Source organism: Chitinispirillales bacterium, from assembly GCA_031254455.1.
In the GTDB taxonomy this organism is placed as follows: Bacteria; Fibrobacterota; Chitinivibrionia; order Chitinivibrionales; family Chitinivibrionaceae; genus WRFX01.
The window spans coordinates 1-14,672 of sequence record JAIRUI010000076.1; the positions used below are offsets into that span (position 1 = coordinate 1).

The following is a 14,672-nucleotide window of genomic DNA, read 5'->3' on the forward strand; positions in this document are numbered from 1 at the left end:
TTGGACGAATTTTTAAGGTTTTGGCGAACCATAGTCAGCTTTTTTACTTATTGTTGTATCTGAATAAATAAAAATCCTCTAATAGTCCGTTCTGAAAATCATACTTGTGCAACAGACACTTTATTCTCGCTTTCATTTATGCTCTTTCTATATAGATATTAAAAGGAGAATAGTCTGTTCAGGCTGTTCTGTCTGCCTTCTAATATCTATAGGCGTATTCACCATTTTTAGCGAAATAATGAATTTCGGCAGGACAACCTTTCCACTGTCTTCTGTCTTAACTTTAACTTGCCAAAATAGGCAGAAGGGATTGAGTGTTATGAGAGTTTTAAAGAAACGGTTGGTTTTTGAACTGATGGTGTTAACGATGGTGTTTGTTGCAGGATGCGGTGGTGGAGCCGATGATGATAATAATGGCGGTGGAAATAATAATGGAAAGCATAGCAATCTTTCAAATAAAACAGTAACATGGGAAAATTTGGATGAATTTTGGAATATGGTTGTACAAGCATCAGATTTATATGCATCAGCGCCTAATGCAATAATTACACACAGTGCCAATGAAACCATTACAACTTATTCTGGCAAAAGTGGAAAGTATGTTACAAGGGTTTCATATACCTTAAATGGAACAAAATATAATTCTGAAGAATTTTCACAAAAACTTTCAGAATTTAGGCAACAATATATAGGTAATCGTTTCTCACATGAATATACTATGAATATGAGTATTGACAGTGATGATTTTTCACAAAATGAAAGATTATTTGCAGATATAAGCAGTATTCGGATTTTTAAAACAACTAATGAACTCGAGGAAAACGGTAGAGTATATTCAGCAATAACAGATTATACGTCAAACGAAACGTTAGATTATAGTGGCGAGTTTAAGGCAAGTATAGTTTTTGACAATTTAAAAATTAGCCCATGGGGAGGAACGTTTAATAACTATGTTTCCGGTAAAGTTTTCATAAAAAGCGGTGGTAATACTTTTGATATTACCGAATGGTATTTAGCGAAAAACAGAATGTAATAATGTCGGTATGAATTATCAGGCAGGGAGAAATCTCTGCCTTTTGTTTGAATTATTTGTGTAAAATTGTATATAGTCAGGAAAATAATTTATATAAGGTTAGAGAAAGACGAGGGTTTTCCATTTAATTTAATAGCGGGGATATGCAATTATGAAAATAATTATTGATTTCGCAAGAGGTCCGCTAAAAAGTACGCCGTAATATTTCTTAGGCGTTTCACATAAATGCGACAAATCAAGAATGTGATTAAGACGGCGATAAAAACTGTTTGTATATGATTTACAAATTTTCCCGTTTAAGCAAACATTGAATTTATAATGCTGTCGCTTATTTTGTCTATTTTGTCCTCAATCAAATAATTCCCCGAATCGACCTGCGCCTTTATGGCGGTAACCAAACCGACACGCACATTTTCATGGCTTTCGACAATTCTTTTGAGGGCGGCGATATTTTTATCGTCCGACGAACCGGCGGAAACCCTATTGCTCAACGCAACGGAATCTTTGAGTTTTTCGTCTCTTTTTGTGTTTGATTCTTTTGCGTTTGCGGATTTCGGCTCGTAGGCGGCTGTATAAATATTACCGCTTATCTGTCCTATAGTAGGCATAACAAACCTCCTTGCTTATCATTCGCAGTACCTGAAACCCATCCTATTATCTTATTATCGGCATAAAATACATTTTCTTTAACGATAATTATCAAAAAAAGTCAGTTTCCCAAAGATTTTTCTGCAGAAATTGTTGTTTGTTCCATAAGCGACGCAATGGTCATAGGTCCCACGCCTCCCGGAACCGGAGTGTACGCAAAAGAGCGATCTTTGCAATTTTCCAAATCAATATCGCCGCATTTTTGTTGCGGATGATACCCCGCGTCAATAATAACGGCGTTGTCGGCTATCCATTCGCCTTTAATAAATTTAGGTTTTCCGACCGCTCCTACAACGATTTCCGCATCTTTTATCATTTTATCAAGATTTTTCGTTTGCGAATGACAAACGGTAACCGTAGCGTTTTTATTGAGAAGCATCATAGCCGCAGGTTTTCCCAAAATTGCGCTTCGCCCCACGACAAGTGCATTTTTCCCTGCACAATTAATGCCATAATAGTCAATAAGCCGCATAATTCCGCTTGGCGTAGCGCTGCCGAAAACGGTTTCTCCCATAGCCATCTTGCCAAAGCCTAAACTTGTAACGCCGTCAACGTCTTTTTTAAGTAAAATTTTATCAAACGCCGCTCGCTCGTTAATTTGGCTTGGAACGGGATGCTGCAATAAAATTCCGAAGACGTTTTTGTTCTGATTCAAATCTTCTATTTTTTCAAGAAGTTTTTTGGTTGAAGTGTCATGAGGTAATTCTATTTTCATCGGCTCAAGTCCGATACGCAAACATGCGTTCCCTTTCATTTTCACGTAAGTCGCGCTTGCAGGATCGTTTCCGACCAAAATAGTCGCCAAAATCAGGGGAGCGTTTCCGTTTTTATTCTTCAATTCACAAATTCTGCTCTTTAATTCGTCTTCTATTTTTGCGGCTAACATTTTACCGTCAAGAACAATCGGCTGCGACATAAAACCCTTCTTTTCAAGAATGAATAACGGTATGTAAAATAATAAATAACCCTCATGATTTGCAAAACGTAAAAATTATATTTACAAAGTTTAAGTATTGTATTTTGCTGCGGGAAAATATTAAATTATCTAAACAGATATGGAGGGAATATGGATTTTAATAAAAACAGAGAAGCGTTATTGAAGCAATTCTCGCAGAAAAAGCAAGCAAGCATTATTGAGCGGAGAAATTTAGAGGCAAGAAACAGAATTAAAGAAAAAGAAAAGGAAAAAACCGCCGTTTCAACAGACCAAGCCGATGAAACCGTACAAAGCGTCCAGCAAACAGTTTCAACGCCCGATACCGCTGTCGCGCCGACGGCGACGGACGATGCAAAAACAAAAACACAAAAACCGCCGCTTGCGCTTTTCGGCTCCAGAGGACTGTTCATTACGACATTGAAAAGTATTTTACAGCAATACTGCGAAGTTTATGAGTTTTACGAAATAGACGAGGCTACAGAATTTTTGTTTGAAAACAAAACGCCTATCTCGGTTATGGATATAGATTCGCCGAACGACCCGACACATTGTCAAGATTTTTTCACAACCGGAAAAACAGTAAATCCCAACATGCATTGTATAGTTTATCAAAAAGACGAAAAACTTTCGGAAGAAGCGGAATTTCTAAAAAAACAGGGGGCGACCATTATGCAAAAACCGGTTAACGGAACAGAATTGATTGATTTAATAAAAAAATTTACAGCCGAGTAAATTAAAAATGACTTCCCGCAGCGAAATATCGGCTTATCTTGACAAATATTTGAGCGTCGCCGAAATTGACGATTCTTCTTTTAACGGTTTGCAAGTCGAAGGGAAAGAATACGTTAGTAAAATTGCATTCGCCGTTGACGCGGGAATAGAGGTTTTTGAGAAAGCGAAACAGGAAAACGCCGATATATTGATAGTTCATCACGGGCTTTTTTGGAAAAAAGACGATTCGCGATTTATCGGGATGAACAAAAAACGTATCGATACTTTAATTTCCGCCGATATAAATCTTTATGCCGTTCATCTTCCTCTTGATATGCATTGCGAAGTCGGAAACAACGTAGAAATAATAAAAATAGTCGGCGCAAACGTTTCAGGAAGATTTTTGAAACACGGAAGCGGTTTTGTCGGCGCAACAGGAAAATACGGCTCGCCGAAAAGCGTTTTACAAATTGCGGAAATTATTGAAGACAAACTAAAAACCAAACCTTATGTCTTAGACGAAAAAAGAATTGTTTCTGTAATTGCTGCGGCAAGCGGCGCTTGTTCTTCAGACGCTGTAATACAAGCAAAAGAAGCCGGTGCGGATTTGCTTATTACGGGTGAAAAACGGGATTTTTATCATTTGGCTAACGATTTGGGAATATCTATGATTTTTGCCGGACACCATGCAAGCGAACAAACGGGTATTTGGGCGTTGAAAAAACATATCTCAGTAAAATTTCCCGATATTGAATGCGTGTATATAGAATGCCCGACAGGATTATGAAAAAAGGATTTTTATGAAAATAGATCTCAACGGAAAACTCGCACTTATTACGGGCGCATCCGGCGGAATCGGAAGAACTGTCGCAAAAACCTGCGCTTTATGCGGAGCTGATGTCGCTTTACACTATTACAAAGACAAAGATTCCGTACAAAAAGTTGCAGACGACATTCGTAATATAGGGCGCAAAGCGAAAATATTTCAGGCGAATATTACTTGCGCACAAGAGATAAATACAATGAAAGACGCCGTTTATGCGACGATGGGAACGCCTCAGATTATTGTCAATAACGCCGTTATACAATACGAATGGAAAAATATTCTTGAACAGGATTTGAAAGATTACGAAAGTCAGTTTCAATCCTGCATAATGCACAATGTACACATGATAAAAGCGTTTGTTCCAGAAATGGTGAAAAACAAATACGGCAGAGTAATAGCCATGAATACGGAATGCGCTATGGAATTACAGGAGACTCAATCGGCGTATGTCGCAGGAAAAAGAGGAATGGACGGACTGTTGAAAGTTCTTGCCCGCGAAGTCGGAGAGTTTGGAATAACCGTTAATCAAGTAGCTCCGGGATGGACGATAACCGAAAAATTTAACGGCGATTTGCCGGAAGGCGCCGATGAATATATAACACAAATACCGCTCAAACGAATGGGAACCGACCAAGATATAGCGAACGCCGTAGTGTTTTTGGCTTGTGATTTGGCTTCCTTTATTACCGGCGCTTACATTCCCGTGTGCGGCGGAAACGTCATGCCGACAATTTAAGAACGGCTGGAATAAAATAACTATAAAAAGCGTTTAGCCTTACAACGATAATGGGACTTATATAGCTGTGTCGTCAGTGTCCGCTAATCCTACTCTATAAGCCGAAATTGGATTGCGTTAAATAGATGGAATTTATTAAAGCGATTTTTGCGACAATATTGCGCAGAGAGAGATTTTGCGCTCCGTTTTTGCGGAAGTATTTATTTTGTTTCTATAGTTTCATAAACTTCACGGTCAGGCGTAGTCAAATCCAAACCGGCATCTCGAAAAGCGTCTTGGATGTTTTTATGCAACTCCGAATAAACCTGCATAACCCCTGCTATTTCTTTGGTATAAGCGTTGATTTCATAAACGCAGTAAAAATTGTCAAGCGATTTCTGAAAAACGAACGGTTCCGGCGTTTCTTCTATAAACTGCGTTTTTTTTGCCGCTTTTATCAGCAATTCGTGAATTTTGCGCCATTCGACCGAATAATTATAAGTGATGTCCGCATGAATTATCAAACCGTTCCCGGATTCGTTTGAATAACTGAAATTTGTAATGTTCGATGTCAAAATCGTGATATTTGGAAATGTAACATATTCTTTTTTGTCTGTCCGTATTCTAACTACAACCGCGGTTTTTTCGACTACCATGCCGACGTTTTCGCCGATTTTTATCCTGTCGCCGATTTTGAACGGACGCATATAAGTTATCACTAATCCTGCGACCAGATTCCCGATTGCCGAAGAAGAACCGAGCGAAATTATTACTCCTACGAACAGAGAGATACTCTGAAAAACTCGCGTGTCCGAGTAAGGCAAATATGGAAAAATCACCGCTATGGTGAAAATGTAAATCATGTATTTTAACAGTAGATAAGTCGGTTTTGCCCAGTCGGGATAAAATCCTTTGATTATAAGTTTGCCGTTTTCGATTTCGTTGCTGAAAAATTTCAGCATTTTCAAAACGTATTTTACGAAAAATAATATTACGATAATCGTTATCAGTTTTGGAATATAATTTACTATTCCGAAGAAAATCGTTTTTACAGGAGATAAAAAGTATCCCCACAGTGTAACCGCAAAATCGTGCGTTTGAGGGAAAATCCCAAAAATCAGCGGGATCGTCATAAACAAAATCAACATTGAAAGCGTGTATTTTACGAATTTGAGCGAAAATAAAACTCCACGTAGAATTTGCTTTTGGTCTAATATTCTGTATTTTTTGAGCGTTATCGCTTTGAAGTGTTTTTCGCCGTATGAAACTATAGCGTTTGAAAGGCGTCTGAAAAGCAAATGAGTTCCGAATATGAGCGATACGGAAACGGCCGTTATTAAAATCGCTTCAAATATTTCACCGAGAAAACCTATTCCGTTTTTTTGAATATTTTTGAATATTTTTGAAATTTCCGTTACAAAATTATTCACGGAATTTAAAAGTTTCGCCGAAATTGATATATTGTTTTTTACGGGCGACAAAGAAAACGAATCTTTTATTTTTTGCGTATCTACGGGTATTTGTACGGATGGGACAGAGTTCAAAGAATCGGCGGTTTGTATATAGACCGGCGTTTCCTGTAAAAAAGAAACGGAAAATAATATAAGAACAAAAAGAAACAATTTACGGAGATCGGCAAACGCACAATCTCCAAAAAGACGAAAAACAAACACCGACTACAAACCCAATTTTTCTTTTATCGCTTCGGCTGCAAACGGCTTTACAATATAGTTGTTCGCACCTGCTTTGAGCGCTTCGAGAACGCGCGCTTTCTCCGATTCCGAAGTACACATAATGATTTTTACACCGGCGTAAGCGGCGTTAGCGCGCGCTTCGGTGAGAAATTCATATCCGTTTTTAACCGGCATATTCCAATCAAGCAAAACAACGTCTATCGGCATAAATTTAGCCAGCTTGTCAAGCCCGTCTTGTCCGTTTTCCGCTTCTATCACCTCTGTAATTCCCAAAGCATTTAACTGGTTGGTTTGTATTCTTCTCATGGTGGAAGAATCGTCAACAAGAAGCACTCTCATAATTAACTCCTCAATAATTTACCGCTCAACGTAAAAATATGAAATTATTTACTCTTTGCGCAAGTGAAAAAATAATAATTCTTTTATTTTCTTATTTTTCAAACGATTCCGAAAATTCATACAAATAATCCGCTCCCATAATTCTTAAATCTATTAAAGCGGAATTATATCGCAAAACCGCAGATAAATAAACCAATCCGCTTTGACGAAACCGCTGTTCGAAAATATCCATTTCCATTTGTGAAATTAAGCCGTCGCTAAAACGATTTTGCGCCAAAACAAGCGCTTTTTGCGATGCGTCAAGAATTTTTTTGCTTTCTTCTACTTTTGCATATTCTTCGTTAATCGCCTCAAAGTTTGATTTCAGTTGAATAAGCAGCTGTTCTTTTTTATTCTCGTAATTGTGCTTTGCTATTTTCAAATCGTACTCGCTCTGCTTGACTTTCAACCTGCGCCGTCCGAATGTTGTAATATCGTAAGAAATTCCCAAATAAAGTTTTCTGTCGGGTTCAAAAGAAAAATCGTCGAATTTATTAAGGTTATCAAATTGTGCGACTTTATTTAACGATATTCCTCCGTAAATAATCGGGTAATAGTCGTCTTTTGCCATCGCTGCGCGTATTTCAGCCAAATCGACTTCATTAGCCAAAAGTCTTAGGTCTTTATTCTCTTCAAGAAAATGTTGTTGCAAAACGTCATAATCAAATCTATATCCGGAAATTGAAAGCGTGTCGCTTAAAGTTATAGAATCGGAATTTGAAATTCCCGCCGACAGTGCGATTGTATGATAAATTTCACGGTTATGCCTTTGACTTTCGGCGAGTCGAATTGCAGACGACGAAAAGTCAACAAAACTGTTAAGCGTGTCAATCTCTGATAAGATATGCGAATTGAAAAGAAGAACCGTCTGATTATGGCGGCTTTCGGCAATATCGCGGCTTTGTTTTTCAATTAACGTTTGTTCTTTAGCGATAAGCGCACTATAATATAATTTAGTCATATCCGCCTTTACTTTCATACGTACATCCTGCCAGTAACAAATTAAAGCTCGTCCTTGAATTCGCGCGTAGTTTATTGAATGGCGAAATTTATTTTGCGCAAAAAAAGTTTGGCGTAAATCAATCCCGCCGGAAATCGTGTTTCGCGGAGTAATCTCGGAAAACCCGCTTATTAAATAATCAAGCATGCCGGTTATTAAAGTGTCGCCTGCTTTATATGGAAAATTTCCTGCAATTTCTTTTTTATAAAATTCCGTAAAAGAGGCGGGACTTTCATCCGTTATTTTCGCCATGGAATTATAAGGAGTGATTGCGTAATTGTAATTTCCGGTAAATGTTACGGCGGGTAATAGATGCCTTTTAGACTCGTCCACGAATTCTTTGTTTTTTTCAATTTGAAGGTCGGCGATAGAAAGTAAATGCGAATGCTTGTAAGCGGAATCTACAAGTTCGTTGAGCGAATAATCGGCTGCAAACGCCGCAGACGATAAGATTAAAATTATCAAGATAACACAAAACATAAATTACCTTTTCGGTTCGAATGCTACATTAATAAAATACTTTAATCCGTGATCCGCAAAGAAGAATTACAAACGAACGTTTCTATATTTTTTGTGGATTTTAATCTTTAATTTATGTAAAATACTTTAAAAAATATTATTTTCTTCAAATTAAAGTCGTCAACCATAATAATTATAGGAGTTGTTTATGGCAGAATACGGAAAGTTTAACGAAAAAGATGAGTTTGAAATTTTTAACCCGCGCACCCCCGAACCTTGGCTCCATTACCTGATTCGTCCAAACCAGCCGGGAACACAAACTTTTTGTTCGGGAGTAAGTTATACCGGCGGCGGATTTGACATACGCGGCACTCACGAAAACACTTTCGTTGATACGCAATTGCATCTCAACGACGCCGATAACAAAGGACGTTATTGTTATATAGTCGATGCAAAAACCCGTGATTTTTTTACGACCACATGGCAGCCGGTCAAAAAAGACGGACAAAAATTCAAAACGACGCTTGGGTTCGGATATATTAAATTTGATTCAGAATATAAAGGAATTAGAACCGAAGAAACGATGTTTGTTCCGAAAGAATTTGACGGATGGATACAAAATATTATCGTAGAAAATACGACAAACGAGACGAAAGAACTCGAAATTTATCCGTTTATTCCGATTCATATGGGTGACGCGCTGATTCGTCTGCTTGCCGGAGATAACGACGGATTTTTCGGCGGTGCAAATTGGGACAAGGACTTAAACGCGATAGTTTTTCGAAGGAATCACGGAACAAGCGTAGGCGATAACAAAACTGAAATTAACGGAATGCTTGGAAACGTAGCGGCGTTTGTTTCCACGCTCAACGACGAAAATACCGAGTACGAAACGGACGAAGAGCGTTTTACGGGCGACAGATTCCATTCGCTTGCCGATCCGTTGAGAATCATTGACGCAAAGCCGCTTTCAAATACTAATCAGGCGTATTTGCGCAGGACTTGCGGAGTTTTTCGCAATAAAATTACGCTGAAAGCGGGCGAGAAAACGGAATTTGCGGTTGCACTGATAGCAAGTTCTACCAAAGATTACTATTTGAACGGGAAAAAATATCTCAAAAATGCGATTAAAACGGTGAAAAACGTTCAAAACCGCGAGACTATGCTTGGCGAAGTAAAAAAATGGTGGGACGATATGATGTCGCAATTTACAGTTTCTACTCCCAATGCAAAAATAAACCGCGCTTTTAAGTGGCTGCAATATCAGTGCCGTGTCGTGTATATTCTAAACAGGATGAAATCGCGCTATCACACGGGATACGAATACGGATGGGGTTTTCGCGATATTTTGCAGGATGTCAACTTCAATCTTCCATATTCGCCCCAAACCGTGAAATCGTCTCTCAAACACATCGCTACGCAAATGTTTTCGACTGGAATTTCGTATCATAATTTCTTTATCGACCAACCGGGAAACCGCAATATTCAGGCATCGGACGACCCGATTTGGTTTCCTGCGGCGATTATTAAATATGTTAAGGAAACGGGAGATTTCGCATTTTTAGACGAAAAGGTCGCTTACGCAGAAGTCTATGAAAAAGAAGGTGAAATTTACGGTACGATTTTGGAACATGTTCATAAAGCGATCGACCGTGTTTGGACCGATAGAAGCGACCGCGATTTGCCGTATATGAAGGACTGCGATTGGAACGACGACTTGAACGAGTTGCGTACGGGCGGCGAATGGAATAAGGACGTTGAAAGCGTTATGGTAGCGCAGCAGTTGCATAAGGCGTTGATTGACGCGGCGAATTTACTTAAAGCGGCGAATAGAGATATCGCGCTTGCCGACGAATATGTTTCACGGGCGAAAAAAGTATATGCCGCTCTTGAGAAATATGCGATAGACAAAGAGGGATATTATATTCGTGCGTTATCGCGGGTCGCCGGTAAAAAGGATTTGGGAAGAAGCGAAAATTTTGAGGCGAAGATTTTTCTTGAGCCGCAGGCGTTTGGAATTAACTGCGAAACCGCCGATGAAAACCGTGCCAAAGTCGTAATTAAAAAAGTTGAAGAGTATTTGGACAGCGAATTTGGCGCACAAATTTGTTTTCCGGTTTATAACGGACTCGCTCAGCGCGAGGAATTGCCGGGCAGGACTTGGAATATAGAAAAAGAGCCGCCGGCGATGAAAGAAAACGGTTCAATTTTTATGCATCTGAACGCTTGGCTTGTGCAGAGTTATGCTATTTTGAATCGTGGAGAAGACGCCGCTAAATATTACGAAAAATGCCTGCCGGAAAATTTGGCAAGCGACCAAGACCGCTACAAAAGCGAGCCGTATGTTTATCCGGAATATGTTCGCGGACGCGGCGGAATCGGTTTTGGACAGGGCGGGCACACTTGGCTTACCGGAACCGCTCCGACAATGCATCAATCGCTTACCGAATGGATTCTGGGTTTGCAGCCGAACTACGACGGGCTTAAAATAAATCCGAAAATTTCAAAGAATTGGAAAGAATTTTCGGCAAAACGGAACTTTCGCGGGGCGGTTTATGAAATCGTGGTAAAAAACCCAAACGGCGTCGAGTATGGAGTTAAGTCGATTATCGTCGACGGGAAAGAAATTCCGAAAGACATAATTAAACCGCACGGCGACGGAAAGACGCATAAAGTCGAAGTAATTATGGGGTAGTTTTGAGGAGGCGGGTTTTCCCGCCTTTTTTATAGAATCAGGAAATCTATCATATTTATAATAAATAATTTCATTTTTATTCGTTCTGTTCTATAAGTGTGGGCACACTGTAAAACTTCTTTAAAATTCTTCATAAATTCGCTTAATTTCTTTGATTTGCGATTTTAGTTTTTCAAGCCGTTCTCCGGTTAATTTTGGCGCCGCTATCATGCGTTTGCTAAGCGGATTCATCCAAGTTCCGTTTGCCTGCTTAAATCCTAAATGCAAATGCGGTCCGTTGCTCAATCCCGTGTTCCCGGAAAGTCCTATCGCTTGCCGCGCTTTTACATAAGCGCCTTCCCCTATATTTCGTTTATTTAAATGAAGATAATAGGAAGTTGTGTTGTCTTTGTGTTTTATCGCGATTTGATTCCCCGACATTTTGTCGTATTTTGAAATAACGACTTTACCTTCCGCTACCGCGTAAACGGGGGTGCCGACTTTCGCTCTATAATCTATGCCTGCGTGAAAAGACGCTTTTCCTGTAACGGGATGTCGGCGATTGCCGTACGGCGACGTAATGTGTGTTTTATCAAGCGGGTAACGAAGTCCCGAATAAATAAGCGCTTCGCCGTCTTCGGTGTAATGCGCGTTGTAAGAACTGCTTTTATCCCCGTCAAAATATCTGTATCCTTTATGCTCTTTCGCTCTGACGCCCGAATAAGAAACGAAAAGTACGTTTGTTTTATCGTCAAGAATCCGTTCTATGACGCCGTTTTCTTGAGTCGTATCGTAATAGACGACTTCTTCAAGCAATAGTTCAAACTTATCGCCTATTCTTGCGTCCGTTCTGAAAGATATTTTACATTCCAAAACGTTTGTCGCAATTCCTACGATGTGCGGCGCAAGCCCCATGCTGCGAAATTCCGTGTCTAAAGTAGGCGAATTAAGAGTTCCTTTAATCAATCTGTGGCGAACTTTACTCGGTTTTTCGTCTAAGACGTAAGCCGCATAGGACGTGTCGTTTTCATAAAGAATTTTTATTCTATGCGTAGTTATTTTGTCTTGAAAATATATAAATTCCAGAATCTGCGTCGTATCCGAATTATATACCGCCGCAAATTTTTCTCCGGTTTTCAACGTTGTGAAATCGGCTTCGTTTGCCAGACTGTAAAGTATTTTCAAGCGGATTTTTCGGTCGATTTTGAGGCGTTCCATTAAATTGAACGGACCTTCTCCTTTACGAATCGTGTCTTCTATTGTCACAATCGTATCTTCTATAGTTGTTTTCATAACATGAAAATCTCGGTTAATTTCAACGGAATCTTTCGTATGTTCTTTTTTGCATCCGAAAAAAAACGCGATTGTTATAACGACCATGACTTTATAAAGATTTATTTTTATCAAAAAAATTTCTCAATTATTAAACAATTGTTAAACGGAATATTAAACAAAGATTTTACAAAATACGTTTTGCGCAACATTTTAGACATTTATTATTTTCATGCATAGTTAAATTTTTTATATTTCGGATAAAATTATGAACTCACCTATTATACAGGAACCTATTTTTGTTTTTACAATCGTGATGGCTGTAATATTTTTGTCGCCGTATGTTATGCGCCTTATGAGGCTTCCAGAAATCGCCGGTGTTATATTTTTTGGAATAATTTTAGGTCCCGACTGCTTAAACGTTCTTGAGCGGGATACCGGAATTTTACTTTTCGGAACTGTCGGAATTATTTATATAATGTTTTATTCGGGTCTTGAGATTGACTTAAAAGATTTCAAAAAGAAAAAAGACAAAAGCATAGCGTTCGGACTTTTGACGTTTATTATTCCAATGTCGGCAGGGTTTTTAGCAGGACATTTTTTATTAAAATTTGATTTAACTACGTCGATTCTTTTTGGGAGTATCTTTTCGTCGCACACTCTTTTGACTTATCCCGCCGCCGGAAAACTCGGCGTAAAAGACAACGAAGCCGTCGTCGTGACGGTTGGCGGAACGCTTATTACGAATTCAATTTCGATGTTAATTCTCGCAGTAATTTCAAGTAAAGCTTTGAACGTCGGCGAATCGTGGTATAATGCGCCGCTTTTGTTTGTCTCGTTTTCGCTTTTAGTCGTAATTCTTGTCCCGAAATTCTCACGATGGTTTTTCAGGATAGCCGAAAGCGAAAGTTACACTCAATATATTTTTATAATAACTATTTTATTTGCGGTGGCGTCGGTCGGGAAATTGCTTGGAATTGAGCCGATTATAGGAGCCTTTTTGGCAGGTTTGGCGGTAAACACTCTAATTCCTGCAAATTCTATTTTGATGAACAGGATAGGTTTTATAGGGAATACGCTTTTTGTTCCGTTTTTTTTGATGTATGTTGGAATGCTGACAAACTTAAAACTTCTTTTTGGCGGCTGGAAAACGATAGGAATGGCGTTTTTGATGTTTGTTCTCGCCGTTCCTACGAAATATTTCGCCGCATATTTTACGCAGAAATTTTTTAAATATTCCAAAAATCAAAGGGATTTGATTTTTGGGTTAAGCAATACGCAGGCGGCGAACACTTTGGCTGCGGTGTTTGTAGGCGTTAAAATAGGATTGTTTACGCCGGTTTTACTTGATGCGTCAATCCTGCTTATGCTTGTTACCTGCATAATAAGTGCGATTTTCACAGAAAAAGCGGCAAAAGCCATATCGTCCGAAAAAAAAGAGTCGTACAAGGATGAAGATATAGAAAATAACGGAACGATACAGGAAAAAATATTATTACTGTTGTCAAATCCTAAAACCGTTACAAAATTAGTCGATTTATCAATAATGATGAAAAATCCGAAAAACGAAAATCCGATTTTTCCGTTAAATTTGGTTGTTGACGGTAATGACGTCAAAGAAGGAATAGAAAAAAAACAAAAATTACTTGAGCAAGCGCAAACTCATGCGTCCGGAACTAATCAACTTACCCATTTGATTACCAGAGTCGATGTAAATGTCGCGTCGGGCGTAAAACTTGTTTCAAAAGAATTTTCAATTACGCATATAATTTTGGGATGGAATAGTTCGCAAGTCGGCGCTCCAAAAATTTTCGGAACGGTTTTGGATCATATTTTGTCTGTCAGTGAAAACATTATCGTCTCTGTAAAAAGCGTCGTCGATTGGCATGTCATCGAACGGACTATACTTTTTATTTCTCCGAACGCATTGATTGAATATAATTTCTTGCTGGTAATATTACCTATTTTACGAGTTGCAAGTTCGCTTAAAACGAAAATAATTCTTTACGGTTCAAGGCTGCAGTATGAAGAAGTCGTAGATATTAGCCGTAAGAATAATATAAATTTAGACATTGTTTTTGAGGAAAAAGTGAAAAGTCCGGTCAAATTCGCCAAAGAAACGATTCGTCAAAACGATTTTTCCGTAATAATTAACGGAAGAAAAAATTCTTTGAGTTTCAGTGAAGAATATGAAAAAGTGCCAAGTCTCATAAACGGCAAATTACCGAAAGAAAATTTTATGGTCGTATATCCGCCGAAAAAAGAAAAAGAAGTTCGATATATTACAAATTACTGAGAGATTTGCTTTTTCATATCGCCAAGTTT

At 38.7% G+C, this 14,672-nt stretch carries 12 protein-coding genes; 6 read left to right on the forward strand and 6 right to left on the reverse strand.

Features of this window, described 5'->3' with window-relative positions; genetic code table 11:
* Positions 1–319 precede the first annotated feature (319 nt).
* The gene (locus LBH98_05330) at positions 320–1,033 is read left to right on the forward strand and encodes a hypothetical protein (protein ID MDR0304176.1); all 714 of its coding nucleotides are present in this window, start codon (positions 320–322) and stop codon (positions 1,031–1,033) included.
* A gap of 296 nt (positions 1,034–1,329) precedes the next feature.
* Here LBH98_05330 and LBH98_05335 read toward each other — a convergent pair whose 3' ends face one another.
* A complete protein-coding gene (locus LBH98_05335) occupies positions 1,330–1,641 on the reverse strand; it encodes a flagellar biosynthesis anti-sigma factor FlgM (GenBank protein ID MDR0304177.1) in 312 nt (103 codons plus the stop codon).
* 101 nt (positions 1,642–1,742) lie between these two features.
* Positions 1,743–2,597, reverse strand: coding sequence for a bifunctional 5,10-methylene-tetrahydrofolate dehydrogenase/5,10-methylene-tetrahydrofolate cyclohydrolase (locus tag LBH98_05340; GenBank protein ID MDR0304178.1), 855 nt, complete (start codon positions 2,595–2,597; stop codon positions 1,743–1,745).
* Positions 2,598–2,747: 150 nt separating this feature from the next.
* Here LBH98_05340 and LBH98_05345 point away from each other — a divergent pair, with 150 nt between their 5' ends.
* The 3 genes from LBH98_05345 to LBH98_05355 are packed head-to-tail and all read left to right on the forward strand — an operon-like array spanning position 2,748 to position 4,891.
* Positions 2,748–3,350, forward strand: a complete 603-nt coding sequence (locus LBH98_05345; GenBank protein MDR0304179.1) for a hypothetical protein — start codon at positions 2,748–2,750, stop codon at positions 3,348–3,350.
* Between the two features lie 7 nt (positions 3,351–3,357).
* Positions 3,358–4,116, forward strand: a complete 759-nt coding sequence (locus tag LBH98_05350; protein MDR0304180.1) for a Nif3-like dinuclear metal center hexameric protein — start codon at positions 3,358–3,360, stop codon at positions 4,114–4,116.
* 13 nt (positions 4,117–4,129) lie between these two features.
* The gene (locus LBH98_05355) at positions 4,130–4,891 is read left to right on the forward strand and encodes an SDR family oxidoreductase (GenBank protein MDR0304181.1); all 762 of its coding nucleotides are present in this window, start codon (positions 4,130–4,132) and stop codon (positions 4,889–4,891) included.
* A 200-nt stretch (positions 4,892–5,091) separates the two neighbouring features.
* Here LBH98_05355 and LBH98_05360 read toward each other — a convergent pair whose 3' ends face one another.
* From LBH98_05360 to LBH98_05370, 3 genes are all read right to left on the reverse strand, one after another.
* Positions 5,092–6,414, reverse strand: coding sequence for a mechanosensitive ion channel family protein (locus tag LBH98_05360; protein ID MDR0304182.1), 1,323 nt, complete (start codon positions 6,412–6,414; stop codon positions 5,092–5,094).
* Positions 6,415–6,546: 132 nt separating this feature from the next.
* Positions 6,547–6,903 carry a response regulator gene (locus tag LBH98_05365; GenBank protein MDR0304183.1) on the reverse strand — a complete coding sequence of 119 codons (357 nt, stop codon included), beginning with the start codon at positions 6,901–6,903 and terminating at the stop codon, positions 6,547–6,549.
* A gap of 91 nt (positions 6,904–6,994) precedes the next feature.
* On the reverse strand, positions 6,995–8,422 hold the full coding sequence (locus tag LBH98_05370) for a TolC family protein (protein ID MDR0304184.1): 1,428 nt from the start codon (positions 8,420–8,422) through the stop codon (positions 6,995–6,997).
* Between the two features lie 187 nt (positions 8,423–8,609).
* On the opposite strand from LBH98_05370, the gene LBH98_05375 reads away from it, so the two are divergent.
* Positions 8,610–11,096, forward strand: coding sequence for a hypothetical protein (locus tag LBH98_05375; GenBank protein ID MDR0304185.1), 2,487 nt, complete (start codon positions 8,610–8,612; stop codon positions 11,094–11,096).
* A gap of 120 nt (positions 11,097–11,216) precedes the next feature.
* Here the strand turns inward: LBH98_05375 and LBH98_05380 are convergent, their stop codons facing one another.
* Positions 11,217–12,482: a M23 family metallopeptidase gene (locus LBH98_05380; protein ID MDR0304186.1), complete on the reverse strand. Its 1,266-nt coding sequence runs from the start codon at positions 12,480–12,482 to the stop codon at positions 11,217–11,219.
* 133 nt (positions 12,483–12,615) lie between these two features.
* Here LBH98_05380 and LBH98_05385 point away from each other — a divergent pair, with 133 nt between their 5' ends.
* Positions 12,616–14,643, forward strand: a complete 2,028-nt coding sequence (locus LBH98_05385; protein ID MDR0304187.1) for a cation:proton antiporter — start codon at positions 12,616–12,618, stop codon at positions 14,641–14,643.
* Positions 14,644–14,672: the final 29 nt, after the last annotated feature.

Excerpts from the sequence above, each read along its gene's own strand:
- LBH98_05350 (MDR0304180.1), top strand. The coding sequence starts at position 3,358 with ATGACTTCCCGCAGCGAAATATCGGCTTATCTTGACAAATATTTGAGC.
- LBH98_05345 (MDR0304179.1), top strand. The coding sequence starts at position 2,748 with ATGGATTTTAATAAAAACAGAGAAGCGTTATTGAAGCAATTCTCGCAG.
- LBH98_05330 (MDR0304176.1), top strand. The coding sequence starts at position 320 with ATGAGAGTTTTAAAGAAACGGTTGGTTTTTGAACTGATGGTGTTAACG.
- LBH98_05385 (MDR0304187.1), top strand. The coding sequence starts at position 12,616 with ATGAACTCACCTATTATACAGGAACCTATTTTTGTTTTTACAATCGTG.
- LBH98_05335 (MDR0304177.1), bottom strand. The coding sequence starts at position 1,641 with ATGCCTACTATAGGACAGATAAGCGGTAATATTTATACAGCCGCCTAC.
- LBH98_05370 (MDR0304184.1), bottom strand. The coding sequence starts at position 8,422 with ATGTTTTGTGTTATCTTGATAATTTTAATCTTATCGTCTGCGGCGTTT.
- LBH98_05355 (MDR0304181.1), top strand. The coding sequence starts at position 4,130 with ATGAAAATAGATCTCAACGGAAAACTCGCACTTATTACGGGCGCATCC.
- LBH98_05375 (MDR0304185.1), top strand. The coding sequence starts at position 8,610 with ATGGCAGAATACGGAAAGTTTAACGAAAAAGATGAGTTTGAAATTTTT.
- LBH98_05340 (MDR0304178.1), bottom strand. The coding sequence starts at position 2,597 with ATGTCGCAGCCGATTGTTCTTGACGGTAAAATGTTAGCCGCAAAAATA.
- LBH98_05365 (MDR0304183.1), bottom strand. The coding sequence starts at position 6,903 with ATGAGAGTGCTTCTTGTTGACGATTCTTCCACCATGAGAAGAATACAA.